This window comes from Mesorhizobium sp. WSM4821 (assembly GCF_055901555.1).
This window is the reverse complement of the sequence record NZ_CM148371.1, coordinates 3,562,934-3,589,695: the sequence shown is the minus strand read 5'-3', so window position 1 is coordinate 3,589,695 and position 26,762 is coordinate 3,562,934. Positions and strand designations below refer to the sequence as shown.

Here is a 26,762-nt window from a genome sequence, read left to right as displayed (position 1 = left end):
CGATGCTCGACAGAGCCGAGCCTCCTGACGGTTGCGCTGCCCAGCGCTGAGGCGGTCGGCATTCCGAACTGAGTTCATCGATCTGCGTAATGCCCAACCGGGCTTCTGCCCTGATGCGCGAATTTCCCGTTTTGGGAACTTGCTATATCAAGGCGTGCAGATCGTCAGCAGAATGACCCTTGTCGCCTTCTGGACCAGGCACCCGCAGGCGAAGGGGCCGCTCACCGCCTGGTACCTGGCGGTTGACAAGGTCAAATGGAAGACCTCCGCTGACATCAAGGATCGGTTTGGCGCGAACGTGGACATCGTCAGCGACAACCGTGTGATTTTCGATATCGCCGGCAACAAGTACCGGGTCATCGTTCATGTCAACTACACCTACAAGCGGGTACTGATCAAATTCGTCGGCACCCATGCAGAATTCGATAAGATAGATGCGGAGACCGTGTGATGAAAAACATTCGCTCCCTTAAAACCGAAGCTGACTATGACTGGGCCATCGCCGAGATCACTCGATATTTCGACAACGAGCCCGAGGTCGGTTCTCCCGATGGCGACCGTTTCGATGTACTCGCCGATCTCATCGAGGCCTATGAGGCCAGGCATTATCCGATCGAGGCGCCGGACCCTGTCATAGCCATTCGCGCTCATATGGAAATGGCCGGCCTGAAGCAGGTGGCCCTTGCCGAAGTCATTGGCTCGACTTCGCGGGCTTCGAAAATCTTGAACAGGAAGCGCTTGCTGACGATCGATATGGTGCACCAGATCCACAAGAATTGGCACATTCCGGCGGAGGTGCTCATCCAGCCTTACCACCTTTCAGGTGATGAAAAGGCCGAACCGCGCCGGACTCGCACGGCTGCGGGATGAACTTCCCCTCCCTGTGGGACGCTGCCTTGCCGACCGATGGAGCTTGAACCGCAGGCAGATGTCGATCACCTGCCCGCGCCCCGGTTGCTTCGAAGGACCGGGAATTTGCCTTGCCAAACAAAGATGCTACATTAGCTGACTAATCGATTCACAGTCGACGAGCCGGCATGGCCAAGAAGAAATCAAAACCGGAACCATCCGGCATTTCCGCGGTCTCCGCGGCGGAAGCCTATGAGGCGACCTACTTTGCCCGGAAATGCGGACTGACGCGGGATGAGGCGCTGAAGATCATGCGCGAGGCCAAGGGCTGGGTGAGCACGACGATGCCCTCAACCGCCAAGCGTAAGAATTAGTCGCGCACAGCGGTGGGCGGCAAGGCATCGGCCAGGAAGCAGCGGATCCTTAAGCGCCACGACGAACACGCGCAGCATTGAGCGGAGGCCGCGTTTAGTCCCACGGGCTCGCCCCCGTCTGCCCGTGACGGAGCCCTACGCTTGCCGACCCACCGGCAAAGCCGCTTGCGCGCTCGCCCGCGTCACGATCGCTTCCAGCGGCTCCGGCTGGTGCAGCAGAAATCCCTGGCCGAAGGCAACGCCCATATCCCTGAGGACGTCGAGCGCATCCTGCTCTTCGATCTTCTCGGCCACCACGGAGCAGCCGAGGCTTCTGGCGATGCCCGATATAGCCGAAACGATTTCGCGGTCGAAGCGGCTTTGCGCAATATGCTCGATGAAGGAACCGTCGATCTTGATCGCATCGACGGGAAAGCGCCGGAGATATTCGAACGAGCTCATCCCAGCCCCGAAATCATCGAGGCTGACGCGGCAGCGCCGCTCGCGCGCCTTGCGGACGAACTGTTCGGCAGCGGTGAAATTGGTGACGGCGGCGGTTTCCGTGATCTCGAAGCCGATGCCGGAATGGGGCGCCCCGGTCCCGTCGATGACGGCGTCGACGAAGTCCCACAACTGAGGATCGCTCAGCGTCTGCGCCGACAGGTTGAAGCCAAGCGTGAGCGCCCCTGACTTCAGCGCCGGACCGTGAAGCGAGAGCGCCGTCCTGATGATCCAGCGATCGAGCCGCGAGGCAATGCCAAACCGTTCCGCCGCCGGGATGAATTCGCCCGGTGGGATCAGCCGCCCGTTGCGTCCGACCAGCCGCGCCAGGACCTCGACATGGCGGCTCTCTTCCCAGGGTTGTCCGAGTCGATGGATTTCCTGGCCGAACAGTTTCAGCCTTCCGTCTTCCATGGCATCGACGGTGTCGGCCGCCAGTCGCGCCGCATTGAGTCCGCCGGAACCGGATGTTGCCTCGGGGGAGAACACCGCGAAGCGGTTGCGACCGGTGGCCTTGGCCGCATAGCAGGCATCGTCGGCGCAGGCGAGCGCGTCGGCCACCGTGGTATTCCGGTCGGCGACATGGGCGATGCCGATACTGGCTGCGAGCTTGCGTGACGTCGCCGTCGAGCCGGGGGCGGCGTCGCGAACCGCGGCGAGAACGGCGGCGGCCAGCTTCTCGGCTTGCCGTGGGTCGCAATCGGGCACCAGCAGTGCGAACTCGTCGCCGCCGAGCCGCGCGGCATGCGCCGACGGCGGCAGACAGCTCGAAATGCCCTTGGCGACGCTCTTCAGCGCGAGGTCGCCGGCGGCGTGGCCTGCGAAATCGTTCAGCGCCTTGAAGTAGTCGAGGTCGACGTAGAAGACCGCAAGCGGGCGCGCCGTCGCGATATGCTCGGCCAGCAGCCGGTCGAATGCGGCGCGGTTCAAAAGACCGGTCAGGGCATCGTGTTGGGCCGCGTGGGCAAGCTCCTGCTCGCGCTGCTTTGCCTCGGTGACGTCGCGCACCGTGCCCAGGATCTGGCCTGACGATTGAGCGTCGGCGATGAAGCGCAGCAGCGATTCGACGTGCCGGACCTCGCCGTCCCGCTTGACGATCCGGTATTGCGCGGCGACGACCTTTTGCGTTTGCAACGGCACCATGTGGCCCCGCTCGGCATCGTCCTTGTCGTCGGGATGCAGATAGCTGTGCCAGAGGTCGTGCGGTACCTCGTCAGCATCGGCGACAAGCCCGAATATCTCCCTGGTGCGCTCGTCCCAGTAGCTTTTGCGTGTCGCCAGATCGTGATGCCAGATGCCGGTGCCGCTGGCCGCCAATGCCAAGCGAAAGCGCACATTCACCTGTTCGAGCTCCTGTTCGGCTTGCTTCTGCTTGGTGATGTCGGTCTGGACGCCCATCAGCCGGATGGGCTTGCCTTCCGCGTCGCGCTCGACCACCCCACCGCGATCGAGAACCCATACCCAATGGCCGGACTTGTGCTTCAGCCTGAGCTCCGTCTCGATGAAAGCGGTCTGGCCGGCAATATGGCGTTCGCCGCTGGCCACCGCCCGCTCGCGATCGTCGGGATGCGTCAGCCGCAGCCAGAGATCGCTTGTCTTGACAAGCTCGCCCTCGTCATAGCCGAGCATTTGCGACCACATTGCCGAGTAAAAGCAGTCTCCGCTCGGCAAATCCCAGTCCCACACGCCAAGATGCGCGCGTTCGAGCGCAAGCTGCCAGAACTCTCCGTCGCGATTCTTCCTGTCGGCCATGCTCTGGACTTCGCCCGCCCCGTCGTCGCCATTGTGAGGCAAAGCAAAGAAGAAACCGTTACCGCAAAGCGGTGGGGAAGTGGATCGCCTGCGAAGCAGCCAATCTGCCTCCTCTGGCAGTGCGGCGCAGCTGATTCCGCCCGGCTCACGCCTTGGCCTTGAAGCGCGCCGCCTCTTCCGAACCGCTTGTGGCGTCGCCCGCGCTATAGGAATGCGCGCCGGCGCCGGCCAGCTTGCCGCCGTCGACGATCAGGTACTCCTCGCGGATCGGCCGGCCCTCGAACCAGCATTCCAGGATTTCACGCGTGCCTGCCGCGTAGCGCGCCTGGGCCGAGAGCGACGATCCCGAAATATGCGGCGTCATGCCGTGATGCGGCATCGATCGCCAGGGATGGTCCTTGGGGGGCGGTTGCGGAAACCAGACGTCGCCGGCATAACCTGCGAGCTGACCGCTCTCCAGCGCCCGGGCGACGGCGTCGCGATTGCAGATCTTGCCGCGCGCCGTGTTCACCAGATAGGCGCCGCGTTTCATCCTGGCGATCATCGCCTCGTCGAACAGGTTCTCCGTCTCCGGATGCAGAGGGGCATTGATCGTCACGACGTCGCAGATACCGACCATCGATGCGGCGTCTGGGTGGAAGGTGACGCCGAGGTCCTTTTCGACCGCCGCGGGCAGGCGGTGGCGGTCGGTGTAGTGCAGCTTGACGTCGAACGGCCGCAGCCGGCGCAGCACCGCGCTGCCGATCCGGCCGGCGCCGACGGTTCCGATCTGCATCCCCTCGACATCGTAGGAACGCGCGACACAGTCGGCGATGTTCCAGCCGCCCTTGACGACCCACTGGTAGGAGGGGATGTAGTTTCGCACCAACGCCAGGATCATCATCACCACATGCTCGGACACGCTGATCGAGTTGCAGTAGGTCACTTCGGCGACGGTGACGCCGCGGTCCATCGCGGCCTGCAGATCGACATGGTCGGACCCGATGCCGGCGGTGATCGCAAGCTTCAATTTGTCTGCCTTGGCTATCCGTTCCCTGGTCAGATATGCCGGCCAGAAAGGCTGCGAGATGACGATCTCGGCGTCGCCGAGTTCGCGTTCGAAAACGCTGCCGGGACCGTCCTTGTCCGAGGTCACGACCAGGCTGTGCCCGGCGCCTTCGAGGAATGGCCTCAGGCCGAGTTCGCCCGACACGGAGCCGAGCAGGACCCCCGGTTCGAAGTCGACGGCCTTCGGCGTCGGAAGCGTCTGGCCGCCGGGATAACGGTCGAGCTTCGGCAGCCCGTCCCGGGCATAATTTGACGGGTAGCCGTCGACCGGATCGTCATAGAGGACGCAAACGACCTTTGCCATTTCGATCTCCCTTCGTCTGACAACGATGAGGAAGACGCTCGATTGTCGGCGCCCGACAAAAGCGAACGGGCAGCCATTCTGGTTTGTCGGAGACCAGCAACTCCTGGCGCTTCCTCGTTTCGAAAGTTGCGCGCTATGGCGAACTAGATGGAGGAGCCGAACGTGGTTTCAAGGTCGGCGGAAGACGGCCGAACGGCCAGGCGGCAGTGGCGCCGCCCAGCCCGATCGCCTACTGGCTTGGGGTGGTCGTCGGGTCGCACGACACGTTCGGATTCATGTCGGCGAAAGTGCCGGCCGGGTTGCACTTCCAGGCCCAGACATGCAGTTCGTAGAATTCACCCAGGCCATAGCGGTTGGGCGCGCTGTTGAAGTTGAACAGATGTCCGTCCAACTCGGCCGGCCACTTCGAGGAGATGTATTCGACCGCTATCAGCTTGAGCGTGCCGTCGGCCATCGGCTCGTACATGACGGCTTCGGGACGAGCCAGATCGATCTTGTCGTCCTTCAGATACTGGCCGTTGACATAGTGGATACCCATGGCCCCGCCGGTGATGCCGCTGGCGCAGGGGATGGGCGCATAGCCCTCCGATGTGGCAGCCTTGACGTCGAGAAACCGGCTGTTTGCGGCCCGTACCTTGTCGGCCAGCGGATTGAGACCGGTTTCAGGCGCCGCGACCTCCTGATGCGCCTGTGCGAACGTGGCGCAGGCGGACAGCACGGCCGCGGCCATGAGAGGCCTGTTGCAAAAGTTGATTGTCATATTCATTCCATTCTTCTTGAAAAGCACAGCGGGCCGGCCGCCGAAAATACGGAGGCTCGGCAGGCCAGCGCTGTGACTGTTGTTGCTTGGTGATCCCGAATTCGATGCGGCGAGTGCCGGAAAAATCATCCCCTTCGGCAGATACGAAATCGTTCCAGCCAGATCGGTGTTGTCGATCAACTGGAAACGGCTGTCGCTGCCGCGCTGACGGGCCGACACGAAGGACGCGTAGGCAGGGTCGCTGGTGAAAGCGCGGGCCGCCGCCTCGGATGGAAACGCCATCAGCGCGATCAGGGTCGTGTCGAGCGGCTTGCCTTCAAGCGTCTTCACGTTGCCGCTGCGCGACAGGTATCTGCCGCCGTGCTTGTGAACGAGGTCGTGGACCGAAGCGGCGTAGGCCGGCATCCACTGCGGGTCCTTCACCTTGATGTCTGCAATGATGTAAGCGGTCATGGTCATGTCTCCTGGTTATGAGCGCACAGGGCTATCCCCGTGCACCGGCCAAAGGGCTCGCATACCAAGGTCCGCGTCAGCCAGTCCGCTAACTGTACTAGGCCGATACAGTTTCTGTACTCGCCGCGCTGTCAGGGAAGGCCTACGGTCTCGGTCGAGGTGGAGGAAAAGACCGCAATGACCCAGGCCGGATACAAACAGTTCTGCCCGCTATCGATGGCCGCCGAGGTGCTGTGTACCCGCTGGACGATGGTGCTGATGCGCGAATTGGTGGCAGGTTCGACCGGCTTCAACGATCTGCGCCGCGGCGTGCCAAAAATGTCGCCGACGCTCCTGGCCGGGACGCGTACGTCGCCGGCGAGCTTGCGCACCAGCAGCTCGCGTATCTTCCTGGCGCCCCAGTGCGGCTTCTCCCGCTTGCTCTCCACGATCAGCCGCTCGATCTGGTCGGGAAGCTGGTTGGCATAGCGCACCGGCCGCCGCGAACGGTCGGTGAGCGCCTCCAGGCCCTCATCCTTGTAGCGGTTGAAGATCTTGTAGCCGGTCTTGCGCGAAATCCCGAACTCCCGGCACACATCGCTCATACCTTCCCCGTCGAGAAGGCGAGCCACGAAACGAAGACGTTCCTCCATCACCGAACACTCTTTCCACGGCATCAACACCTCCGGCAAAAAGCCAAAAGTGTTACCTATTGGACTGCACCCCTTCGGTGAGACAGTAATCAGTAACAGTTCTCCTTGTTGTGGATTGCGTTTGGTGTCTTTTGCCGTAGTTGCATGAGACTGGTCTCGTATGCGTCCGGCGAGAGATAGTCGAGGGCAGAGTGCAGGCGCTGCCTGTTGTAGACCACCTCGATGAACTCGCCGATCCTTGTCGTTGCATCGTCTATGTCGCGATAGGCTTGGCCATCCACCTCCTCTTCCTTCAGGGTCCTCATGAAATCTTTCGGCCTTGGCATTGTCATAAGGATTGCCGATCCGGCTCATGCTCGGCTGGATGTCGTGGCTTGCAAGTCGTGCCGCGTAGTCAGCGCAGGCGTATTGGACGCCGCGATCGCTATGGTGAATGACACTTCCCGGTGCCGGCCGACGTGCCGCAATCGCCTTGTCGAGCGCCGCAATGGCAAGTTCCGCTTTCAGGTGGGTCGCAATCGCCCAGCCGATGACCTTGCGGCTGAAGGCGTCCAGGACGATCGCCAGGAATGCGAACTCCTCGGCGAGATGGACGTAGGTGATGTCGGCCACCCAGAGCTGGTCGATGTCGGTCAGTTGAAGGCCTCGGGCCAGGTTGGGCACGATGCACCAGTCATGCCTGGTGTCGGTTGTCATCGGCACGAAGGGCGCTTTGCGCAGACACAGCAGATTGTCCTCCCGCATCAGCCGCAGCACGCGCTTGTGATTGGCCAGCCGGCCTTCCCGGCTCAAAAGCACGCCAATTCTGCGATAGCCGTAATGCGGGTTGGCGAGCGCCAGGCGCTGGATGGCGTCGCGCAGGCCCACTTCCTCCCTGCGCGGCGCCATCGCCTGCCAATGGCGGTAGTAGCCCGCGCGGCTCACCCCAGCCAGCCGGCACATCCGTTCCACACTGATCTGGCCTTGCAGCCCGGACGCCATCATCGCTTCGATGACCGTGTAGATGCCGTCCCGCCAGGCGCGCCGCTCTGCTGGCGCGCTTTCCCGACGTGCTGCAAGGCTTGTTGAAAAAAATCGAGATCGACCGCTTGCTGTCCGACAAGCCGCTCCAATTCCGCAATCCGCGCCAGGGCCTTCGAAAGCTCGTCGCTCGACGAAGACTGCAGCGCGTCGCCTCCCTTTTGCTCATGGCCTGTTGCCGCGCCGCGTCTCGGGCGCCCGACTTCGCGCAGCGCCGCCGCTCCGCCCGTGCGGAACTGCTTTTGCCACTGATACAGGCCTTTGCGGGAAATCCCCAACTCGCGTGACAGCTTGCTGACATTGGCCCCGGCAGCCATTCGCTGAACCGCCGTCAACTTGAACGCGCGACTGAACCGCCGCCCAGGATCGTCCGTCCTCATCAGTCCTCCTAACGGAGAACTGTTACCATTTTTTCTGTCTCAAAATCGGGGTGCACTACACTATGTGTCCGGTACAAATCGTCACCTATGTCTCGGGCCGCTCACTGCACACGATGACCGAAATCTGGATGGGGCTGATCACGGTCGAGAGGGCCGGAGCGAAGCTCGCCTTGACGGGTAACCATGACATCGCAAGGAAGATGCAGACCTGGCTGGGGCTCAGCCCCTTTGCGATCGAACCGAAGCGAGCGGCCTGACGACGGCGATTGCTCCCCCATGCCCGCCGGTACGGCGGTCCGTCGGACTGGTGGCACCTGATTGCCCATAACCGCCCGGCATAGGCTTTGGACTAGTTCTTGCCCTGCGGGTAGATCGTTTCGCCGCGCTTCAGCATCTCGACGAATGCCGCGATCTTCTTCCTGCGGCCGGCCTCGGTCTTCAAGTTGTGGATGCGGAAGGCGAGCGCGAAACGGTTCTGCGCGCTGAGCTTTGCCAGCATCGCCTTGGCCTTGGGCTCCGCATCTATTGCCGCCTGCAAATCCCCGGGGATTTTCATGTCCTTGCCGCTTCCATAGGCGCGCGCCCAGCGGCCGTCGGCCTTGGCCGCCTCGACCTGTTTCAGCCCATGCCCGGTCATCCGGCCCTCCTCGATCAGCCGGGCGACGTTGTCGACGTTGATCCGGCTCCAGATGCTCTTCCTGCCGCGCGGCGTGTAGCGCTGCAAATAGCTCTTGTCGTCGAGCCCCTTGCGCACGGCATCGATCCAGCCCCAGCACAGAACGACGTCGATGGCCTCCCTGGGCGTGATCGACTTCAGTCCCGAACCAACCTTGTGGATCTTGATCCAGACCTCGTTTTCCCGGTCGTGGTGCTTGCCGAGCCATGTGTAAAAGCTTTCGGCATCGCTGAATCGCGCACCTTGGCGGAGTCGACCTCGACCGGCGCCATCAGAAGGCCTGCCTTCCTGCGCGGATAACGCCCGGCGCCCACCGATCGGATGTCTCAGTCATCGCTCCTCCCTCTGCGCCCCGCCTGGATGAAGCAACGGCGTGGAAGCGTCAACAGATGGCTGCATCTGCCAGTCCGCCCCCTCTGTCCGGCAGGACAGAGGGGGTGCTGTCCCGCGGCGCCCATGGCGGTTCTTCCCGCCGTACTGTAGGAATCCGGCAGACCCGGCCATCGCGAACGGCGGGCTTCAAACTGGGGGTATTTGCCATGCGATCGATGTTGTTCGGTCTTGCCCTTTTGGCGCCGACCATGGCCCTGGCGGAACCGATCGAAACCCAGAAGATCATCACGGCGCTGACCGGCGACTGGAACGGCGACGGCGGCATCGATCTGGTGATGATCGTCGAGACCAAGCCCGGCGACCCGATGGACATGTATTTCTTCCTCAGGGACCGCGAGGCCAATTTTCTAAAAGCGGCCGGCATCGTGCGTGAGCAGATCACCGGCGAGTGGAACGGCTACGACCGGCCGGGTTACGAGGCCTCCGACACCGAGCCGGAATTGACCGCGCTGCCGAACGGCTCGATCAAGCTGTACTTGCCGGCGATGCCGGTCGGCAGCAAACGGACCAACCAGACGCTGACGCTTGCATACCGCAACGGCGCCTTCATCGTCGCCGGCTTTGCCTATGATTATCACGATTTTCTTGAGGAAAATGTCGCAAGCGACTGCAACTACAATGTTTTGACCGGCAAGGGCAAAAGCAGCAGGAAGCGGCTGGATGGCACAACGGTGCAGAAGATCGTCTCGGTCGAAGGGAATAACATCCCCTTCGCGGAGTGGAACCCGGGAACCGGCTTCAGCGCTTGCGGAGAGTGAGGGCAGCGCCCCCGCCATGTCATCGGATTTTCCGATGACATTATCGTTTTCTTCCGTTTCCCTTTCGAACACCGACCTTCGACTTAATCGCCAAGGTGATCGTCCACGGAAACGAAGGGCATGGCGGATATGGCAAACAGGAGAGTTCTGATCGTCGGCGGCAGTTCAGGAATGGGTCTGGCGCTGGCAAGGCGGTGTCTCGACGCCGGCGCGCAAGTCCTCATTGCCGGGCGCAATGAGGACAGGCTGAACTGCGCCCGCGAGGAATTGGGCAACCCTGCCGCGCTGGACACCGTCGCGGTCGATATCACAAGGGAGGACCAGGTCGCCGCTTTGTTCAGACGGATCGGCCGGCTCGACCATATCGTCAGCACCGCAGCCGATATCGAAGGCGCCTATGAGCTGTTGCCCGCTCTCGAGCTGAAGGCGGCCCAGAGGGTCGTTGAAAGCAAGTTCTACGGGCCGTTGCTCTTGGCCAAACATGGCGCGCCCTTGCTCTCAGCCACGGGCTCCATCACCTTCACATCCGGCATCGCAGCCTATCGACCGGCGGCGCGAGGCTCGGTCGTCGCCGCCGTCAATGCGGCGCTGGAGGGGCTCGTGCGGGCGCTCGCCATCGAACTGGCGCCGATCCGGGTCAACGTAGTCTCGCCTGGCTGGGTCGACACGCCGATCTGGAGTTTCGTTGCCGGCGACCAGAAGGATGACACGCTGAGTGCGATGGCAGAGCGGCTGCCGGTCGGGCGGGTCGGACAACCGGACGATATCGCCGACGCTATCGGCTTCTTGATGGGCAACGCCTTCACGACAGGGACGACACTGCATGTCGAGGGCGGGCATCGATTGGTCTGACCGGCGCGAAATTGTGGCCCGCGGCTGCCAGCAGCAGTTTCAACGCTGGTGGCTGGACCCGCCTGCGGCGCCAGATCATGACGAGGCAAGCCGTCCGGACCGCACCCGGCCAGGGCATTTCGATGATGTCGCCACGATCGAGCGCGTCGACCACCGCCAGACGCGGAACCAGACCAAGGCCAGTACCAGCCGCCACCAGGCGCGCGATCGTGTCGATGCTGCCGACTTCGGCGGCAATCTTTGGCGACGCAAGGCCCGCCTCGGCAAAAGCCTTGTCGAACAGGTGCCGATAGACGCATCCGGTTTCGGTGATCACGAAGCGCATGTTGCCGAGTGCCGCAAGATCGCCTCTCATCGCCACCTCCCCTGGTGGGACGACAAGGATCAATGGTTCGACCGAAATAATCCGCCTGGCGAAGCGTTCGTCGAGGGCGCCCTTCTCGAAACCATCCCTGTCGAAGCAAAAGGCGACATCGATCTCGCCGTCTTCCAGCTTGCGCAGCAGATCGCCGCTGCCCGCGACCTTCAGCCGAAGAGTGATCTCGGGATGGGAGGCTCGAAAATCCGGAAGCCATTGCGCAAGCTTCGCCGAGGCGATCGTCTCCAGCGCGCCGATCGTCACCGATCCGGAAGCGTGTCCGGCACTGGCGTCCACGGCAGCCCGTGCCTCTTCGGCCAGCATCAGTATCTCTTCGGCGTAGGGCTTCAGCGTGTTGCCTGCCGGCGTCAGTTGCAGGCCTTGCCTCGACCGCGTGAACAGGGCCGTGCCAAGCTCGGTTTCAAGCGTCTGGATCTGATCGCTCACGCTTGATTGCGCGAGGTGGATCTCCGCGGCCGCGCGGGTGATGTTTCCACATCGCGCCACCGCGAGGAATGTCTTGAACAGTCTAGGATGCATCAGGACGATCTGACCGACATTGACTGCCCTATTGCAACTGCGGTTTCTTGAGAAAGCTGTTGCGGTCGGCCGACTTCACCCGCAGCCAGGTCTCGCGGCCGTCGCGCACCACTCGCAGCGGGATCTCGGCGCCTGCCGGATTCTGCCACAGCTTGCGGTAGAAATCGGCCAGCCCGTCGACTTCGCCGTCGCGCACATCCGAGATGATGTCGCCCTGGCGCAGGCCGGCTTCGGCGGCTGGGCTGCCCTCGGCGACGCTCATCACCACGACCTCGCCATTGCTCTCGGCGGAGAAGGCGCCGAGCCACGGGCGCGGCGGCCTCGCGACCTGGCCGCGCGTCAGGAGGTCGTCGAGGATGGGCGGCAGAAGGTCGATCGGCACCACCATGTTGATGTCGGCAATCTCGCCGGCGCGGCTCATCTGCAGGCGCAGCGAGCCGATGCCGAGCAGCCTGCCGTCCTGCCCGATGAGGGCCGCGCCTCCCCATGACGGATGCGCCGGCGCGGTGAAGATCGCCTCGTCCAGCAGATACTCCCAATAGCCGGCGAACTCCTGCTTGGTGACGATGTGCGCGCTGACCGACTGGCCGATGCCGTCGGCGAGCACGACGGGATCGCCGGCCATCGCCTTGGCCGCGTCGCCGAAAGCCACCGCGGGCAGGCGGAGCGGAGCCAGCGCCTGCACCAGGCCGAAGCCCGTTTCCTGGTCGTAGGCGAGCGCGTGCGCGGGAACCACTTGCCCATTGTGGTCGGTCAGCCAGACTTCTTCGGCCTCGGTGATGAGATAGCCGATGGTGAGCACCAGCCCGTCGTCGCGAATGACCACGCCGCTGCCTTCCCGGCTCGTGCCCAGCGCATTCGCTGTGAAGGCGTCGTCGGGGATCGAGGCGCGCACCGCCACGATGGACCGCAAAATCGTATCGATAATCATGCTTTCAATCCTGGCAATGTATGGCGGCCGGCTAAGGCCCGATGTCTTGTTCTATAGGTATGGCGGGTAAGGCGAGGCGCAAGGGCCAAGGGCAATCGCGCAGGCTTGCTCTGCGCCGACATCGACGATAGTTCAACACAAGTTGAACTTTCTGCGGACCGCACTACCTGTACGCCGCACGACCTGCAGCTATAAATGATCCTGTCCCATGCAAACCCTCGCCGCTATCGCGCAAGCTGATCCTCCCCAAGACCCTCCCGCTCACATCAAGAGGCCTCCCGAGATGAACCAATACACACCGCCGAAAGTATGGACCTGGAACAAGGCAAACGGCGGCGCCTTCGCCAGCATCAACCGCCCGATATCGGGCCCGACGCATGAGAAGGAACTGCCGGTCGGCGAGCATCCGCTGCAGCTCTATTCGCTGGCGACGCCGAACGGCGTCAAGGTGACGATCATGCTGGAGGAGCTGCTGGCGCTCGGCCATAAAGGCGCCGAATACGACGCCTGGCTGATCAGGATCAACGACGGCGACCAGTTCGGCAGCGGCTTCGTCGAGGTCAATCCCAACTCCAAGATCCCGGCGCTGATGGACCGGAGCGGGCCAAAGCCGATCCGCGTCTTCGAATCCGGCTCGATCCTGATGCATCTGGCCGAAAAATTCGGCGAATTCCTGCCGACCGAACAGCCGGCGCGCGCGGAAACCCTGTCATGGCTGTTCTGGCAGATGGGCTCGGCCCCCTATCTCGGCGGCGGCTTCGGCCATTTCTACGCCTATGCGCCGGAAAAGATCGAATATGCCATCGACCGCTTCGCCATGGAGACGAAGCGCCAGATGGACGTGCTCGACCGGCGCCTGTCGACAAGCGAATATCTGGGCGGCGACGACTACACGATTGCCGATATCGCCGTGTGGCCCTGGTATGGCGGACTGGCCAAGGGCCGCATGTATAGCGACGCCGGCGAGTTCCTGTCGGTGCAGGAATACAAACACGTGCAGCGCTGGGCCGACGCGATCGACGCACGGCCGGCGGTGCAGCGCGGGCGCATGGTCAACCGCGCTTTCGGCGAGCCCGCGATGCAGCTGCACGAGCGTCACGACGCCAGCGATTTCGACACCAAGACGCAGGACAAGCTGGCGGCGGAGTGAGCTTTAGCCAGACGCGTAGGCGCCGGAGGGTTCCGGCGCCTACGCTATCCGGCTAGCGCATGGTCAGACGTCTCGAGGATTTGCGCCGCATCGCCATCCGCACCTGACGATCGTTCACAACGCCTTCCTCATCCGCAACAGCGGCACCTCCGCTCCGCCTCTGGCGTCGACGACGTCCTCGACCGCTTGATAGCCGCAGGCTTGATAGAGGGGTTCGCCGGCCATCGTAGCCATGAGCTCGACCTGGGTGAAGCCCTCGGCGCGGGCGGCATCCTCGCACAGCGTGAGGATCAGGCGCCCTACCCCTCGGCGGGTGAAGCCTGGCTGCGTATACATGGCACGCACGCGGGCGGCGTCGTGCGCGGGGTCGAGCAGCGCGGCATCGCGCCCGGGTGAACGGTCGCCTCCGTAGAGGGTTGCCCGCCGACTCCATCCGCCGCAGCCGACCACGACGCCATTCTGCTCCACGACAAAATAGGTTCCATCGTCGATGAGCTGCGTATCCAGCCCCATGATTGCTCTGCTCGAGTCAATCTGCTCCTGCCTGAGGAAAGGCTTCTGAAGCTCGCCGATGGCTGCATTCATCAGTACAGTCAGCGCCGGCATATCGGCACGTGTCGCCATCCGATGGTCTAAGAGACTGTTTCGAAATTCGCTCTGGCGAGTCATATGGTGGTGGTTTCGAGAACCGGAGCGCAGCGGACATTTGGGTCCGTGAGCACCGGAAGCGCAGAAAACGCCATCAGATGGCCGCCAGAGTAGAGTTTCCAAACAGTCTCTAAGTCGATCCCCGGCATTGTCCGGCAGGTCCAGTGCAAAGTCCTGCAAGGTTAGCACCAAGTCGGAGCGGTAGGAAGAAACACACCTGTGGCATGGCCGGCAATTCTCGAAGCGAAAGGGCGCTCGGTCGATCGAATGTCAGCCTCGCGAAGGCCAGCCGGCGGCGCGGCGATCCGGAATCGTCGATCGCCATGGCCTTCATTCGATCGGCCTGTTCATCCGATCGGCCCCTCGTCATTCGATGGACCCCCCTCTTCATTTGGTCGGAGCGACGAGCACTCATCTCGCTCCGGCCAAGTCGCACAATCGGCGATTTCGGGCCGACCTCGTGCCCGCCCTTCCCGCCCTGTCGAGCCTGATGCACGAGCGCCACGATTGCCGCGAGATCGAAACGGCAGCCGGCGCCTTGGAGCCCGATCGAGGCAGAGGGGCTTTCCATCGTCCGGCGTCGGGATTGCACAAGCCGCAGGCAGGCTTCCGCGCTGCCTGATCCCAGGCTTATGCATCGGGATATATATTAGTTGGCTAAAATAACGGAACGTCCAATGCACATTCCCAGAACCGAACATGTCCGGCTCGACCGATGATCATGATCTGGGCCGGACACCGCCTCGATGCCCTGGCCGAACAGCACTCACGGACCGCGGACTTGTCTCTGCGTCTTCCCCCCCGGCTCCATAGATCAGCCGGATGACGAGCACGAAATATCCGATCTGCAGGAGGATCAGGCTAAGGAGCGTCCAGGCCAGCGCCGTCCAGATCGAACCCGTCCTCAAGAAAGTCGAGAGCGCTACGATGGATGACGCGGTGGTCATTCCCACCAGGAACTGTGGAAAATTCATCTTCTTCTTGGCCGCCCCCGGACCTGATGACAGCCGAGACGACTTCCCTTACCCATTTACCCCACACCAACGGTTTCATCCTTTTGATGGTTGCGCAAGTGCCAAATGGATTAGAGGTGTACGCAAGTTTAATGCGTCCTTTGCTTGAGCATTTCATGGCTGCGTTGGCCCATTCAAAAAGAGGGACCTACTGCGGAAGGCGTGATGGAAACTTGCGCGCCGGGCGCGTCCGGGCGCAACGTAGGCGTCGCGGGCTGACATAAAATAAGGATATCAGTCCAGGGGAGAAATGGGGGATGGCATGGCGCTCAAGATAATCGGCGCGGGATTCGGGCGGACGGGCACGTGGTCGACCTTTGCCGCGCTGAACAGGCTCGGCTTTCCCTGCTATCACATGCAGGAAGTGATCCTCAACAAGGCCAACAAGGGCCATCTCGACTTCTGGCGCAAGGTGGCGAACAGCCCGCCGGGAACACGGCACGACTGGAAACGGGTGTTTGCCAACTACACTGCGACGGTCGACAATCCCGGCTGCTGCGTGTGGCGGGAACTGCTGGCCGAATACCCTGATGCCAAGGTGCTGCTGACGCTTCACCCGCGCGGCGCCGAAGGCTGGTACGACAGCACGATCGACACGATCTACTTCACCGAGAATGTCTGGCAGTTCAAAATCCTGGAGTGGCTGACGCCGTTCGGCCGAAAATTCGGCGACATGTCGCGCAAGCTGATCTGGGGCCGTGTGCTGGCCGGCGTTATGGTCGACCGCGAGCGGGCGATCGCGCGCTACAACGCTTACACCGAGGAGGTGAAGGCAGCCGTGCCGCCGGAAAAGCTTCTGGTGTTCACGGTGACCGAAGGCTGGGGGCCGCTGTGCCGTTTTCTCGGCGTGGCGGAACCACAGGAGCCGTTCCCGAACCTCAATGACCGGGAAAGCGTCAAGAAGGTGATCCGCGACATCATCAAGGGATCGTACATTATGCTCGGGCTGTCGATTGCGGGGGTGGTGGCGGTGCTGGGTGGGCTTTGGTGGTGGCTGCGGTAGTGGCGGCAAGCAAAGACCGGCCCTCCGACAGCGGTTGCAGCTCAGGCGACAGCCTTGGAGATGCCGGCGGGACAGCGCCCCCCTCTGTCCTGCCGGCGTCAAAAATTACTTCAGGCGCAACTCCGCCGCTCACCCCGCCATCGCGAGCGGCCTTGCGCTCTTGTTGGGGATCTGGATGTCGATTTCCAGCGTCGACATCGTCTCGCCGCGATCCATCGAGACCTGCAGAAAGTCCTGGTCGATCTGCACATGTCTGGCGATGACGGCCATGATCTCCTCGCGCAGCACCGAGACGAGATCGGGCTGGCTGCGGTTGCGGCGCTCATAGGCGAGCAGCACCTGCAGCCGCTCGCGCGCCACCGGCGCGCTGCCGCGCCGCTTGAAGAGGTCGAACAGGTTCATGCTGCCCTCCTTCCAAAAAGCCGGTCGAGAAAGCCCTTGCGCTCGAACGGCACGACCACCGGCAGCTCCTCGCCCTCGAGCCGTTTGGCCGCCTCGATATAGGCGCGGGCAGCGGAATTGGTGGGATCGCTGAGCGTCACCGGCGAACCGAGATTGGAGGCTTTGAGCACATCCTGGCTCTCGGGAATGATGCCGAGCAGCGGCGTCGACAGTATTTCCAGCACGTCGTCGATCGAGAGCATTTCGCCGCGCGCCGCGCGGGCGGCATCATACCGCGTCACCAGCACGTGCTTGACGATCTGCTCGCCCTGCTCGGCCTTTACGGTCCTGGCGTCGAGCAGGCCGATGATGCGATCGGAATCGCGCACCGAGCTGACTTCCGGGTTGGTGACGATGACCGCCTCGTCGGCAAAGCGCATCGCGAGCTGCGCGCCGCGCTCGATGCCGGCCGGGCTGTCGCAGAACACGTAGTCGAACACCGAGCGCAGCTTGTCGATCACCTCGCCGACGCCATCCTCGGTCAGCGCATCCTTGTCGCGCGTCTGCGAGGCCGGCAGCAGGAACAGCGTATCGACCCGCTTGTCGCGGATCAGCGCCTGCGACAGCTTGGCCGTTCCCTGGATGACGTTGACCAGGTCGAACACCACCCGCCGCTCGGCGCCCATGATCAGGTCGAGGTTCCTCAAGCCGACGTCGAAGTCGACCAGGGCCACCTTCTTGCCGGTTCTCGCCACCGCGGCGCCAAGGGCGGCCGTCGAGGTCGTCTTGCCGACGCCCCCCTTGCCCGAGGTGACCACCACTACCTTGCCCATGAAAATGCCTCCATTATTGTTGTTGAGCGGCTGTTGTCAGTTGAACGGCGCGATGCGCAGCGTGTCTTTTTCGAGAAAGGCCTGGACCGCCTTTCCACGCAAGGACGGTTCCATCTCCTCGGCGGTGCAATACCAGCCGTCGACCGACAAAAGCTCGGCCTCGTTTTTGCGGCAGAAGATGCGCGCCGCCGAATGGCCGAGCACGCCGGCCGAGGCGCGCCCGCGCAGCGTGCCGTAGACGTGGATGGAGCCGGCGGCAACGATCTCCGAGCCGGAGGCGACGGAGCCCAGCACGATGACGTCGCCATGCGCGTGGAACACCGACTGCCCCGAGCGGATCGGCGTCTTGACCATCAGCGTGGCCGGAGCTGCCGGCTGCCTGTCTTCCGGCTGCCCGCCTTCCGGCTGCTTGCCCGGTTCCGCCCTGCCCGCTTCTTCTGGCCTGCTTGCCTCTTCCGGCCTGCCCTTGGCGTCGGCCTGCATGAGCAGCCCGGCGGTGGCCTCCTTGGCGCCGATCAGCACCGGCGGCAGATTGGGCGCAAGCGCGGTGGTTCCGTCGAGCTCGATGGCGTAGATGCGGATGCCGCGCAGGCCAAGCTCGGCGACCAGCGTTTCGATCCCACCGACATCGGGCTTCAAAATGTTGAGGTTGAGCACCACCGGCCGGCCGGCAAAATAGCCGGGAGAATTGCCGATCCAGCGATCGAGGCTCTCCAGCCACTCCGAAAGCGGCGCCTCCGGCGTCAGCGTGAAGGCGACGAAAGAGCGGGCGCGAAAGCGAATGGATTTGGCCTCGAGGGGGGCGGCAAAGGTCACTGGCGGCGAATCCTTACTGAGTGGTTAAACGCTAGTGAGGCATGGTTAACGAAAGGTTAATGGGGGGAGTGTTTGCGGCATCCGGAAACGCCATTACTGACATGCCCGGCCGTGTCAGCAGCCGAGCGGACAGCGCTGAAAATTGCCTGCCTTTCCTCGACCTTGCTGGCTAGGTGCCCTTCGCTGCGTCCTCGATCAGTTCCGCCAGCAGGGTAGAGAACCGCTCGTCAGCCTTCTCCCCTATGTTTCCCACTTCTCTCGCCACGATACCGGGCGAAGAGACCGACACTTCCCCACTCAGCTGAACGTTGACCGTGAACGTCCTTCTGACCACCTCCTCCTCTCGCTTCCTGTAGATCTGGAACCGAATAGAGGGTGTTGACGCTTTGGCTTGGCGGGGTGGCGCGGTGTCAATGTCGACAGTCACCTCGCCCGCCACGTCAGCCTTGGCCGTTTGCAATGACGCAACCACGACGTCGTTTAGCCAGGCCCTGGCTTGCGCGCCGAAGTCCGCCACATCTCCCTCGGCCTTCTCATCGCGGACCTTGCCCTCTTGCTCACGGCGAGCTTCCTTCCCGCGATCAAGGGCATCTTTGAACTTGGACATCATGGTTTGCCTCCGTTTGTGAGCGCATGAGACCAGCGGTCACATCCGCCATGGTCCTCCTGATAGGTAGAACGCGCACAACCGGCGTGCGTTGCGTAAGCGTTCGCCGCTGCGCAATGTAGTATCCTTCCGGGCGGTCGATCGCCGGGGTGGCGGCGGTGATCGCGCGCTGTGGTGCAGCGTGTCAGCAGCCGAGCGGACAGCGCTGGAAATTGCCCGCCCTTTCCCACAAGATGCCTGAACATCCCTGAGAGCTCGACATGTGCAACCTCTACAACATCACGACGTCGCAGGAGGCCATCCGCAGGTGGACGCGCGCCCTGCGCGACATCCTCGGCAATCTCGAACCCTCCATCGACATCTACCCCAACCAGCCCGGCCCGGTGGTGCGCAACGCGCCGGACGGGACGCGCGAGCTGGCCAACCTGCTGTGGGGCATGCCGACGCCGATCGAGCGGGTGAAGGGCAAGGCCGACTACGGCACCACCAACATCCGCAACCCGCAATACGGCCACTGGCAGCAATATCTCGGCGTCGAAAACCGCTGCGTGGTGCCGCTCACCAGCTTCGCCGAGCCCAGCCCGACGCCCGGCGACAAGGACCCGGATACCGGTATACAGAGGAACTACTGGTTCGCGCTGAACGAGGAGCGGCCGCCGTTCTTCTTCGCCGGCCTGTGGACGCGCTGGCAGGGCGTGCGCAAGGTCAAGGACGGCCCCGGCGACTTCGAGCTCTACGGATTCCTGACCACCAAACCCAACGCCCTGATCGCGCCGATCCACGAGAAGGCCATGCCCGTCATCCTGACCACGCGGGAGGAAACCGAAACCTGGCTGACCGCGCCATGGTCGCAGGCCAGGCACCTGCAGCCGACGGCACCGGACGACGCGCTGGTGATCGTCGAGAAGCCGGCGACGCAAATCAAGTTCCCACCGCAGCCTCCGCAGGCGCCGGCCCAAGGCTCGCTGTTCTAGACTTTGAATTTCTGAAGCGTCCAGATGTAGCCCTTCAGTGGCCGGTCCTGGTCGATGAATTGGGTGCGCACGGTAGTGTCCGTTCGGCTGCACCGTTTGCACCTGAACCTGATGGCTTCCAGCGGCTTGTTCCAGCCCACCACCTTGGCCACGTCATTGGCCCGGAAGCGGCCGACATGGTAGCAGTGGCCGCACTCCACGATAAGCAGCATGTTGGCCTTCGCGGCACGTCCAACGCTGTCCATCGGCCCGGCCATGGCTCATTTCCGGCTGGAATAATCCTCGGGGAACGGCAACAGGCCGAGCCCCGCCGCGCGAAAGTCGGGCTCCTTCTCCGCCACGGTCGCCATCACGGCATGCGGCTTGTCGACCAGCCCGCTCAGCTGCCAGAACAGCTCGCCACTTGCCTTCAGGTGCAGCTGCGCCGCAAGCACTGTTCCGCGCAGGCGCAGCGCATCGCTGATGATCGTCTCCGCGTCGCGCGCGAACAAGCGATCGTAACGGCTGTTTCGTCTGCCCATCGCGGCTCTCCTCAGTTTGTGAGCAACCGCCCCATCTGCTGACAAATAGGAAGGCATTCCTCGCCGAGTCAATTCGCCCTTGACATCTTTGTTCCCTATTTGTTCACTTTGAACAGGAACTATCGGAGGCATCACCATGGACCACATCGTGACGCTGGACAGCCGCCAGGAGGCGGCCCTGCAGGCTATCGCCGACGGGTTCATTGCCCAGCACAAGGGCGACGCGGTGAAGGCGCTGAAGGAAATGATCGTGCTGAACGGGCACTTGCAGGAGCGGCTGGATGCGGTGGAGGGAGCGCGTCGGGCGAGGAGCTAATAGTGTAATTACGCATTTACCATCTCTCGCTCAACTTGCGAGGTCGTTGAATTTCCTTACAATGGCCTCTTGCAGAGTTTGATAGGTGGTCAACGTTAGATTGTAGTCTTTCAAGTGTGTTACGGTGACATCTTGGAATGTGTTACGGAATATCTTCTCTGTGTGAAGTCGATCCCAGGACTTCCTTTCGCTCACATGGCCCAGCCGTCGTTCGTTCTCGCTTCGTGTAGCAAAGCACAGCACCGCCATCAGCGCCGCCTCAATGGCGCTTGAAATACTGCACCTCGCGTTCGTGCCTCTTGGCGGCCTCGCGGGTATCGAAGGTGCCGAGATTGCGTCGCCGGCCGGTCTTTTCGTCCTTCTTGCGCGAATAGAGGCGGTATTTTCCGTCTTTGAGTTTTCTGATCATCTGACTCTCCTTGGCTACGGCCGCCGCTTCCCCTTGAGGTTGCGCGCAGCTTGCTCGATCGCCGCTCGATCGTTGCCCAGCCTGTCGATCAGTTCCTGCGCCTGTTCGCCCGATATCCCGGTGCGCATGGCCAGGGCCTCTACCGTCAAGATGTCGGAGCTCGCGACCGCGCGGGTTTCCGGTAGGGCATCGCCTGCCGTCAGTGGCAGGGCTGCCTCCCTGTCGATCTCGGCCTGGTGCCAGTGCCGCTCAGGATCGCCATGGATCCCGCCTTCACGTTCCCAGATATGATATGCGCGCTCACGAACCTTGTCTTCCCGGTCGTCGCCCATGTTGATTCCTCCTTTGGTATCGGATGAACGCCGCGCCGACCCGAACGATCCAAGAAATCTGCGTGATCGGTGGGGTGGGGTCGCGCAAGGCGCCATGCACTGCGGCCACCAGCCGGCACCCAACCCCGCCTACTCGCACTGCCGGCGCGGGCCGCCGGAGTAAGGCTGGTAGCTGTTGTCTTCCGGCCGGTACGAACGGTAGCGGCTGAAGCAATATTGCACGTGGTCGGGCGAAACCCAGGCGCCGCCGGTTCCATCCGACGCGACGTCGCCATCCATTGACCAGGCGTCGTTCGCCTCGACATAGCTGGCGTCGTCGGGGAGCGGCGAGGTGCGCCCGGTGGCACCGGCCTGGAAATAGGGCGAGATGCAGGGGCGCTGTTGTCCGCTGTAGGATGTGTAGTGGTCGTCGTCTGGCCTGTAGGAGCGGTAATGGCTTGCGCACCATTCCACATGGGCGGCAGGCACCGCCTGCTGCTCGTCCGCCGGCGGCTGGATAGAGCCGGTAACGATGGCGTCGAGCGCCGAGGTTGCGGCACGGGCAGGTTTCGAGGTGCGATCGACCGGGCGGGCGGGAAGGCGCTCGAGACGCTGCGAAGCAGGGTTCACCGTCCGCGGCTCCCTGGCCCACAGTTCGGCCACGCTGGAAGCCGGGGCGACCTGGCGCACCGGCTTGGCGGTAAGAAGCCAGACGGCGAAGCCCAGTCCGCTGGCGAACACGGCGAGTGTCAGCCCGAAGCCGCCAAGTACCGCCAGTAAAGCTTTCACCTTGCGCTCCTCTGCCCCGTCATCTCTAAAATGCGAGGCATTCGATCCGGTTCCAGGAAAGCGCGGGAGCTTCGCGCCCTCCCCGGCGGGGAGAAGAGAGAAGCGTCAGCGCTGGCTCCTCTCCCCTCGGGGAGAGGTCGGATTGCCCGAATTGCCCTTTGCAATTCGGTTGGCAATCCGGGTGAGGGGCACTTACCGATATGCGATCGCCCTGCGCTGCACGGGGCGAGGAACCCAAGCTTTCAAAGGTCGCCGACCACCTCCCTATACGCCCTCACCTCGCCATCCTGCCCCGAATCCGCCAGGTCTCCCCGTCTCGTGCCTCGACGCGGCACGGCCCAATCGGCACCTTGCCGCGCGCAAGGTCGCCATGGTGCAGGTACTAGGGTTTGACGCCGACGCGGTACATCAGCTCGCGGCACAGCTCATCCAGCACCTGGGCGTGTCTTTGACGCCTTTCAGCAAAACGCCGTGGTTGAGCAGCACGAAGCCGCCTATTCTGGCGTCTCGGCAAAGGCCAGCAACGGGCCAATGTCGTGATTGTCAGCGGCCTTGAGGGCCGCGATATAGGCCGCTCGGCGCTCACTCATGAAGGTCCGAGCCGGCAGTCCAGTCAATGGGGCCGGCCCCGTAGATCTTCTCAAGCACGACGTCGCCCATGATGCGGGCGTGGCGGCCGTTGCCGTTGGCAAAGGGATGGACCCATAGGAGGTGGTGGTGCAGGCGTACCGCCATCTCGACAGGCCGATAGGTTCCACGGTCCGCCCAGTAGCGCGCGTCGTCCATCACGGCGCGCAATTCGATGCCGATGTGAGCTGGATCGACGCCGATGTTCTTGCCTGTCTTCCTGAAGCTGCCGGCCCAACTCCAGACCTCACCGAAGAGGCGGCGGTGAAGCTCGATCGCGAAATCGTCGGTGAGGATATCTCTGCGCCGGCCAGCCAGCGCAGTCCGGATGCGATGTTCGCCTGCTCCAGTTCGTCCAATTCGCCCTGGGTGGTGACGTGCCTGTGCTTCAGCCCGCCAAGCTCGTTCGGATCGAGAGGCGTCGCGCCTTCGGGATAGTCGAGCCTGACCGCCATGGCTGACGTCACTTGTCCTGCCAGAAATCGGGCGGCATTTGGTACATAAGCTCGCGCATGAGGCGCAATATTTCCTGCTCCGTCCGGCTGTCCGATACGGCCTGGTCCTCCAGCGCCATGTGCTTAGCTGCCGCGCCGACGGTCGCCCTCGCCTTTTTTCGAGCCTGCGCGAGGATAATAGTCTCGATGTCGTCGGGCGGCACGAAGGCGTAGACGAAACGGCAGCCCATGGCTTCGGCGGCGGCCTGCATGGATTTCAGCGTGACGCCGCCATCGAGCTCGGCCCGTTCCGCCTGCGCGATGCGGGCGCGCGTAACCCCTAGCCGCCGCGCAAGCTGCGCGCCAGACATGCCGAGCGCCTTGCGCCCCGTGCGGATCCAGCCTTCCGGAGGGATATGAATATTGCCGCCCTGGGCGAGGTTCACCGTCGCCTGGTACTGCTCGCGAACAGCGTGTTTGACGCTCATTGTAAACTCACATATTGACGTGACTCATCAAGTCGTCAATGTATATGTATACAGAGTGTTCTAAAGTGTCAATATTTATGTTGACATTACCAGTCGTTGCGCGACCCCGCTTCGCACGGTCCCAGGCTTTCAGGGATGCCCAACAACTTCCCTATACGCCCTCACCTCGCCATCCTGCCCGCGAATCCGCCAAGTCTCCCCGTCCCGCCCTTCGACATGGCACGGCCCCAGCGGCACTTTCCCGCCGCCGTCCGGCAGGTCCAGCACGTAGACGGGGTTGCAGATGCCCGAGAGCCGCGCGCGCAAGGCGCCGGCCAGCGCCTGTCCTTCGGCAATCGTGGTGCGCCTATGCGCCATGCCGCGCGCGAGGTCGCCGTGGTGCAGGTAATAGGGTTTGACGCCGAGGCGGTACATCAGCTCGCGGCACAGTTCCTCCAGCACCTCGACCGTGTCGTTGACGCCTTTCAGCAGAACGCTCTGGTTGAGCAGCACGAAGCCGCCTTGCCGCAACGTGCGGCAGGCCTGCTCGGCGGCGTCGGTGATCTCCCGCGCGTGGTTGAAATGGGTGACGACCGTGACCATCAGCCGGCCTTGCAAGGCCTGAACCAGCCCTGTCGTGATGCGCGACGGCAAAGCGACGGGCACGCGCGTGTGGATGCGCAAGAGCCGCACATGCGGGATGGCCTCGATGCGGGCGCGGATTTCGGCCAGCGCCTTGTCCGGCAGCGACAGCGGGTCGCCGCCGGTCAGGATCACTTCGCGGATTTCGGGATGGGCCTCGATATAGGCGAAGGCCGGCTCCAGCGCCTCGCGCGTATAGCCGCGGCCGATCGAGGTCAGCGATTCCTTGCGGAAGCAGAACCGGCAATAGACCGCGCATTGATAGGTCGGGAACAGCAGGACCCGGTCGGCATGGCGATGCGTCAATCGCGGCACCGGACTGAAGGCGTGGTCGGCGATCGGATCGTCGAGCTCGCTTTCCTGCCCGGCCAGTTCGTCGGGCGACGGGATGACCTGCGCGCGTATGGGGTCGGCGGGATCGCTCCAGTCGATCAGGTCGAGATAGGCTTTGGGGATGCGAACCTTGTGGCGCGTGGCCGCGGCTTGCGCCGCAGCGCGCTCGGCCGACGAGAGCGGCAGGGAGGCGAGATCGCGCACATGCCGCACGCCGCCGCGAACATCGTCCTGCCACGCGGCGTCGGCGTCCGGGGCGCGCTCGTCATCGGCAGCTATGCTGCCGTCGTCGACAGCCATACTGCCGTCGGGGATGTCGAGATGTGAGGTCATCGAAGCTCCTTGAATTCGGGCTGGATACAGCATTGGAGCCAAGTCTTGAAGGCAATAAGCGGTGTTGGATGCACGGACGAAGGGGCGCGCCGCGCCACGACCCTGCCGCACCCTCAGCGCCCGCGTGATCTCCCAGCGCGTCCATCCGGCTTCATGATGATCTCGCGATGCGGATAAGGGATGCTGATGCCGTTTTCCCTAAATGTGTCCCACAGCGCCAGCAGCACCTTGCCGCGCACGTTGGTCAGGCCTTGCTGGGGGTCGTGAATCCAGAAGCGCAGGACGAAATCGAGCGAGGAGTCGCCGAACTCCGTGAGCCAGCAGACCGGCCGCCGGTCGGCTTCGACCCGGCCGACGCTCATGGCGGCCGCTATCGCCAGCTCGCTCACCTTGTGCGGGTCGGCGTCGTAAGAGACCCCGAAATTCACATCGAGCCGCACCAGGTTGTCGCTGAACGACCAGTTGATGACCCTTTGGGTGATGAAGTCTTCGTTCGGGATCAGGAATTCGCGGCCGTCGCGCGTCACCACCGAGACGAACCGCGCCCGCAATTCGCGTACCCAGCCGAAGGTGCCTTCGAGCGAAATGGTGTCGCCCGGCTTGATCGACTTGTCGAGAAGGATGATCATGCCGGAGACGAAATTCGAAACGACCTTTTGCAGCCCGAAAGCCAGGCCGACGCCGACGGCGCCGGAGAATATCGTCAGAGCCGTCAGGTCGAGACCGACGGAAGACAGAGCGATGGCGCCCGCCACCAGCACGAGGCCGATCTTCGCGACCTTGCCGACGAGGACGCGGATCGAGGGCGTCAGCTCTTCGGAGATCCGGACGCGCTCATCGATATATTTGCCGACGACCACCGCAAGCCAAACGGTGGCGATCAGCAGCAGCGCCGCTTTCAGCACCATGAGCGCCGACAGGCGAACCGCGCCCAAAGGTATTGCGAGGCCGTCCAGGAAAGTGGCGGTCTCGTCATCGATGCCCAGGATGACAAGGGCCGCATAGATCCAGGTGAGCCAGGCGAGAGTGCGCGCAACGATGCGGTTGCGGATGATGCGCGACAGCACCGACGCGAACAGCCACGCGAGGGACAGCGACAGCGCGATATAGATGAAATGGGTCCGGCTTGGCCAGGTGACGGCGCGCATGAGAACGAGCGCGGCAAGCAGGAAGAGCGTGAACAGGATCCAGTCGGTGCGCCGCAACAGGGCAACCACGACCCTCAACAGCCCGGGATGTCCCTTGATCCGGCGCGCCCGGTCCTCCACGAGCGGCTCGATGCGCCGCGCCGCGAGCTTCGCGACGAGGAAGAGCACGACGATGATTGCGGCCTGATAGAAAAACCACGGCGTGACGGCGTAGTCGAACCATCGGCTGGCCCAGGCCAGCGCTTCGTCGATGGCGTTGCGAAAATCCATTTCCACACGACCGTTATGAACTGGCGAACAGCAACTCGCCATCACAATGTCGCCGGCCTCGCGAGGGGTCAAGCCGGCGGCCATGACGACCATGGATGCCCCGCTCTGCGCTTCAGCCGCGCAACCCCGGCGCTTGCTGCCCGGCGCGCCCGACATATCAGATACCGGTCGCCATAGG

At 63.2% G+C, this 26,762-nt stretch carries 32 protein-coding genes and 6 pseudogenes; 11 read left to right on the top strand and 27 right to left on the bottom strand.

Annotation, left to right across the window (positions count from 1 at the left end):
- The first annotated feature begins 154 nt into the window (after positions 1-154).
- The 3 genes from AC0NID_RS17375 (at position 155) to AC0NID_RS17365 (ending at position 1,223) form a co-directional block, all read left to right on the top strand.
- Positions 155-451 (top strand): type II toxin-antitoxin system HigB family toxin, encoded by a 297-nt coding sequence (locus AC0NID_RS17375; RefSeq protein WP_473455296.1) that lies wholly within the window; start codon positions 155-157, stop codon positions 449-451.
- On the top strand, positions 451-870 hold the full coding sequence (locus tag AC0NID_RS17370) for a helix-turn-helix domain-containing protein (RefSeq protein WP_473455297.1): 420 nt from the start codon (positions 451-453) through the stop codon (positions 868-870). Before AC0NID_RS17375 ends, AC0NID_RS17370 begins: the two co-directional genes overlap by 1 nt.
- A gap of 167 nt (positions 871-1,037) precedes the next feature.
- The gene (locus AC0NID_RS17365) at positions 1,038-1,223 is read left to right on the top strand and encodes a hypothetical protein (RefSeq protein WP_473455298.1); all 186 of its coding nucleotides are present in this window, start codon (positions 1,038-1,040) and stop codon (positions 1,221-1,223) included.
- Between the two features lie 135 nt (positions 1,224-1,358).
- On the opposite strand, the gene AC0NID_RS17360 is transcribed toward AC0NID_RS17365, so the two are convergent.
- From AC0NID_RS17360 to AC0NID_RS17345, 4 genes and pseudogenes are all read right to left on the bottom strand, one after another.
- The gene (locus tag AC0NID_RS17360; RefSeq protein ID WP_473455299.1) at positions 1,359-3,455 is read right to left on the bottom strand and encodes an EAL domain-containing protein; all 2,097 of its coding nucleotides are present in this window, start codon (positions 3,453-3,455) and stop codon (positions 1,359-1,361) included.
- Positions 3,456-3,600: 145 nt separating this feature from the next.
- Positions 3,601-4,806, bottom strand: a complete 1,206-nt coding sequence (locus tag AC0NID_RS17355; RefSeq protein ID WP_473455300.1) for an NAD-dependent formate dehydrogenase — start codon at positions 4,804-4,806, stop codon at positions 3,601-3,603.
- A gap of 229 nt (positions 4,807-5,035) precedes the next feature.
- The gene (locus AC0NID_RS17350; protein ID WP_473455316.1) at positions 5,036-5,566 is read right to left on the bottom strand and encodes a hypothetical protein; all 531 of its coding nucleotides are present in this window, start codon (positions 5,564-5,566) and stop codon (positions 5,036-5,038) included.
- Positions 5,567-5,797: 231 nt separating this feature from the next.
- Positions 5,798-5,971, bottom strand: a pseudogene (locus AC0NID_RS17345) (DUF1330 domain-containing protein); the annotation flags it as partial.
- A 225-nt stretch (positions 5,972-6,196) separates the two neighbouring features.
- Here AC0NID_RS17345 and AC0NID_RS17340 point away from each other — a divergent pair.
- Positions 6,197-6,358: pseudogene (locus tag AC0NID_RS17340) on the top strand (winged helix-turn-helix transcriptional regulator); the annotation flags it as partial.
- On the opposite strand, the pseudogene AC0NID_RS17335 reads toward AC0NID_RS17340, so the two are convergent.
- From AC0NID_RS17335 to AC0NID_RS17325, 3 genes and pseudogenes are all read right to left on the bottom strand, one after another.
- Positions 6,349-6,675, bottom strand: a pseudogene (locus AC0NID_RS17335) (helix-turn-helix domain-containing protein); the annotation flags it as partial. The pseudogenes AC0NID_RS17340 and AC0NID_RS17335 sit on opposite strands and share 10 nt — an antisense overlap.
- A gap of 339 nt (positions 6,676-7,014) precedes the next feature.
- Positions 7,015-7,593: pseudogene (locus AC0NID_RS17330) on the bottom strand (IS3 family transposase); the annotation flags it as partial.
- 38 nt (positions 7,594-7,631) lie between these two features.
- Positions 7,632-7,988: a helix-turn-helix domain-containing protein gene (locus AC0NID_RS17325; protein WP_474033315.1), complete on the bottom strand. Its 357-nt coding sequence runs from the start codon at positions 7,986-7,988 to the stop codon at positions 7,632-7,634.
- A gap of 125 nt (positions 7,989-8,113) precedes the next feature.
- On the opposite strand from AC0NID_RS17325, the gene AC0NID_RS17320 reads away from it, so the two are divergent.
- A complete protein-coding gene (locus AC0NID_RS17320) occupies positions 8,114-8,308 on the top strand; it encodes a hypothetical protein (protein WP_474033458.1) in 195 nt (64 codons plus the stop codon).
- 92 nt (positions 8,309-8,400) lie between these two features.
- Here AC0NID_RS17320 and AC0NID_RS17315 read toward each other — a convergent pair.
- Positions 8,401-8,999: pseudogene (locus tag AC0NID_RS17315) on the bottom strand (YdeI/OmpD-associated family protein).
- A 267-nt stretch (positions 9,000-9,266) separates the two neighbouring features.
- Between AC0NID_RS17315 and AC0NID_RS17310 the strand changes: the two are divergent.
- Together AC0NID_RS17310 and AC0NID_RS17305 are read left to right on the top strand one after the other, a co-directional pair.
- Positions 9,267-9,878 carry a hypothetical protein gene (locus AC0NID_RS17310; RefSeq protein WP_473453340.1) on the top strand — a complete coding sequence of 204 codons (612 nt, stop codon included), beginning with the start codon at positions 9,267-9,269 and terminating at the stop codon, positions 9,876-9,878.
- Positions 9,879-9,998: 120 nt separating this feature from the next.
- Positions 9,999-10,730, top strand: a complete 732-nt coding sequence (locus tag AC0NID_RS17305) for an SDR family oxidoreductase (RefSeq protein ID WP_473453342.1) — start codon at positions 9,999-10,001, stop codon at positions 10,728-10,730.
- Here AC0NID_RS17305 and AC0NID_RS17300 read toward each other — a convergent pair.
- Positions 10,681-11,628 (bottom strand): LysR family transcriptional regulator, encoded by a 948-nt coding sequence (locus tag AC0NID_RS17300; RefSeq protein WP_473453344.1) that lies wholly within the window; start codon positions 11,626-11,628, stop codon positions 10,681-10,683. The genes AC0NID_RS17305 and AC0NID_RS17300 overlap by 50 nt on opposite strands.
- Positions 11,629-11,656: 28 nt before the next feature.
- Positions 11,657-12,559: a S1C family serine protease gene (locus AC0NID_RS17295; RefSeq protein ID WP_473453346.1), complete on the bottom strand. Its 903-nt coding sequence runs from the start codon at positions 12,557-12,559 to the stop codon at positions 11,657-11,659.
- A gap of 283 nt (positions 12,560-12,842) precedes the next feature.
- Between AC0NID_RS17295 and yghU the strand changes: the two genes are divergently transcribed.
- Complete coding sequence (gene yghU, locus AC0NID_RS17290; RefSeq protein WP_473453348.1) at positions 12,843-13,709, top strand: glutathione-dependent disulfide-bond oxidoreductase; 867 nt, start codon at positions 12,843-12,845, stop codon at positions 13,707-13,709.
- Between the two features lie 114 nt (positions 13,710-13,823).
- On the opposite strand, the gene AC0NID_RS17285 is transcribed toward yghU, so the two are convergent.
- Both AC0NID_RS17285 and AC0NID_RS17280 read right to left on the bottom strand, forming a co-directional pair.
- Positions 13,824-14,333 (bottom strand): GNAT family N-acetyltransferase, encoded by a 510-nt coding sequence (locus AC0NID_RS17285; RefSeq protein ID WP_473453350.1) that lies wholly within the window; start codon positions 14,331-14,333, stop codon positions 13,824-13,826.
- A 743-nt stretch (positions 14,334-15,076) separates the two neighbouring features.
- On the bottom strand, positions 15,077-15,304 hold the full coding sequence (locus AC0NID_RS17280; RefSeq protein ID WP_473562961.1) for an exopolysaccharide production repressor protein: 228 nt from the start codon (positions 15,302-15,304) through the stop codon (positions 15,077-15,079).
- 328 nt (positions 15,305-15,632) lie between these two features.
- On the opposite strand from AC0NID_RS17280, the gene AC0NID_RS17275 reads away from it, so the two are divergent.
- On the top strand, positions 15,633-16,373 hold the full coding sequence (locus tag AC0NID_RS17275; RefSeq protein ID WP_473453354.1) for a sulfotransferase family protein: 741 nt from the start codon (positions 15,633-15,635) through the stop codon (positions 16,371-16,373).
- A 129-nt stretch (positions 16,374-16,502) separates the two neighbouring features.
- On the opposite strand, the gene minE is transcribed toward AC0NID_RS17275, so the two are convergent.
- From minE to AC0NID_RS17255, 4 genes are all read right to left on the bottom strand, one after another.
- On the bottom strand, positions 16,503-16,775 hold the full coding sequence (minE, locus tag AC0NID_RS17270; RefSeq protein WP_473453356.1) for a cell division topological specificity factor MinE: 273 nt from the start codon (positions 16,773-16,775) through the stop codon (positions 16,503-16,505).
- Positions 16,772-17,587 carry a septum site-determining protein MinD gene (gene minD / locus AC0NID_RS17265; RefSeq protein ID WP_473453358.1) on the bottom strand — a complete coding sequence of 272 codons (816 nt, stop codon included), beginning with the start codon at positions 17,585-17,587 and terminating at the stop codon, positions 16,772-16,774. Before minD ends, minE begins: the two co-directional genes overlap by 4 nt.
- A 36-nt stretch (positions 17,588-17,623) precedes the next feature.
- A complete protein-coding gene (gene minC, locus AC0NID_RS17260; RefSeq protein WP_473453360.1) occupies positions 17,624-18,403 on the bottom strand; it encodes a septum site-determining protein MinC in 780 nt (259 codons plus the stop codon).
- Between the two features lie 169 nt (positions 18,404-18,572).
- Positions 18,573-19,013, bottom strand: coding sequence for a hypothetical protein (locus AC0NID_RS17255; protein WP_473453362.1), 441 nt, complete (start codon positions 19,011-19,013; stop codon positions 18,573-18,575).
- Positions 19,014-19,270: 257 nt separating this feature from the next.
- Between AC0NID_RS17255 and AC0NID_RS17250 the strand changes: the two genes are divergently transcribed.
- Entirely contained in the window at positions 19,271-19,984 is a 714-nt protein-coding gene (locus tag AC0NID_RS17250; protein ID WP_473453364.1) for an SOS response-associated peptidase, read from the top strand.
- On the opposite strand, the gene AC0NID_RS17245 is transcribed toward AC0NID_RS17250, so the two are convergent.
- Both AC0NID_RS17245 and AC0NID_RS17240 read right to left on the bottom strand, forming a co-directional pair.
- Positions 19,981-20,241 (bottom strand): hypothetical protein, encoded by a 261-nt coding sequence (locus tag AC0NID_RS17245; protein ID WP_473453366.1) that lies wholly within the window; start codon positions 20,239-20,241, stop codon positions 19,981-19,983. The two genes, AC0NID_RS17250 and AC0NID_RS17245, sit on opposite strands and share 4 nt — an antisense overlap.
- Before the next feature lie 3 nt (positions 20,242-20,244).
- On the bottom strand, positions 20,245-20,505 hold the full coding sequence (locus AC0NID_RS17240) for a hypothetical protein (RefSeq protein WP_473453368.1): 261 nt from the start codon (positions 20,503-20,505) through the stop codon (positions 20,245-20,247).
- A 136-nt stretch (positions 20,506-20,641) separates the two neighbouring features.
- On the opposite strand from AC0NID_RS17240, the gene AC0NID_RS17235 reads away from it, so the two are divergent.
- Positions 20,642-20,821 carry a hypothetical protein gene (locus tag AC0NID_RS17235; RefSeq protein ID WP_473453370.1) on the top strand — a complete coding sequence of 60 codons (180 nt, stop codon included), beginning with the start codon at positions 20,642-20,644 and terminating at the stop codon, positions 20,819-20,821.
- Positions 20,822-21,080: 259 nt separating this feature from the next.
- Here the strand turns inward: AC0NID_RS17235 and AC0NID_RS17230 are convergent, their stop codons facing one another.
- The 9 genes and pseudogenes from AC0NID_RS17230 to AC0NID_RS17190 all read right to left on the bottom strand — a co-directional run bounded on the left by AC0NID_RS17230 (position 21,081) and on the right by AC0NID_RS17190 (position 26,584).
- Positions 21,081-21,230, bottom strand: a complete 150-nt coding sequence (locus AC0NID_RS17230) for a hypothetical protein (RefSeq protein WP_473453372.1) — start codon at positions 21,228-21,230, stop codon at positions 21,081-21,083.
- A gap of 14 nt (positions 21,231-21,244) precedes the next feature.
- Entirely contained in the window at positions 21,245-21,562 is a 318-nt protein-coding gene (locus AC0NID_RS17225; protein WP_473453374.1) for a DUF2934 domain-containing protein, read from the bottom strand.
- A 129-nt stretch (positions 21,563-21,691) separates the two neighbouring features.
- Complete coding sequence (locus AC0NID_RS17220; protein WP_473453376.1) at positions 21,692-22,330, bottom strand: BA14K family protein; 639 nt, start codon at positions 22,328-22,330, stop codon at positions 21,692-21,694.
- Between the two features lie 242 nt (positions 22,331-22,572).
- Positions 22,573-22,843, bottom strand: a pseudogene (locus AC0NID_RS17215) (KamA family radical SAM protein); the annotation flags it as partial.
- A gap of 69 nt (positions 22,844-22,912) precedes the next feature.
- The gene (locus AC0NID_RS17210; RefSeq protein WP_473454026.1) at positions 22,913-23,233 is read right to left on the bottom strand and encodes a mobile mystery protein B; all 321 of its coding nucleotides are present in this window, start codon (positions 23,231-23,233) and stop codon (positions 22,913-22,915) included.
- Entirely contained in the window at positions 23,116-23,424 is a 309-nt protein-coding gene (locus tag AC0NID_RS17205; RefSeq protein WP_473453378.1) for a hypothetical protein, read from the bottom strand. Before AC0NID_RS17205 ends, AC0NID_RS17210 begins: the two co-directional genes overlap by 118 nt.
- Positions 23,421-23,879 carry a mobile mystery protein A gene (locus tag AC0NID_RS17200; protein ID WP_473453380.1) on the bottom strand — a complete coding sequence of 153 codons (459 nt, stop codon included), beginning with the start codon at positions 23,877-23,879 and terminating at the stop codon, positions 23,421-23,423. Before AC0NID_RS17200 ends, AC0NID_RS17205 begins: the two co-directional genes overlap by 4 nt.
- A gap of 129 nt (positions 23,880-24,008) precedes the next feature.
- A complete protein-coding gene (locus AC0NID_RS17195) occupies positions 24,009-25,133 on the bottom strand; it encodes a KamA family radical SAM protein (RefSeq protein WP_473454027.1) in 1,125 nt (374 codons plus the stop codon).
- 146 nt (positions 25,134-25,279) lie between these two features.
- Complete coding sequence (locus AC0NID_RS17190) at positions 25,280-26,584, bottom strand: mechanosensitive ion channel family protein (protein WP_473453382.1); 1,305 nt, start codon at positions 26,582-26,584, stop codon at positions 25,280-25,282.
- Positions 26,585-26,762: the final 178 nt, after the last annotated feature.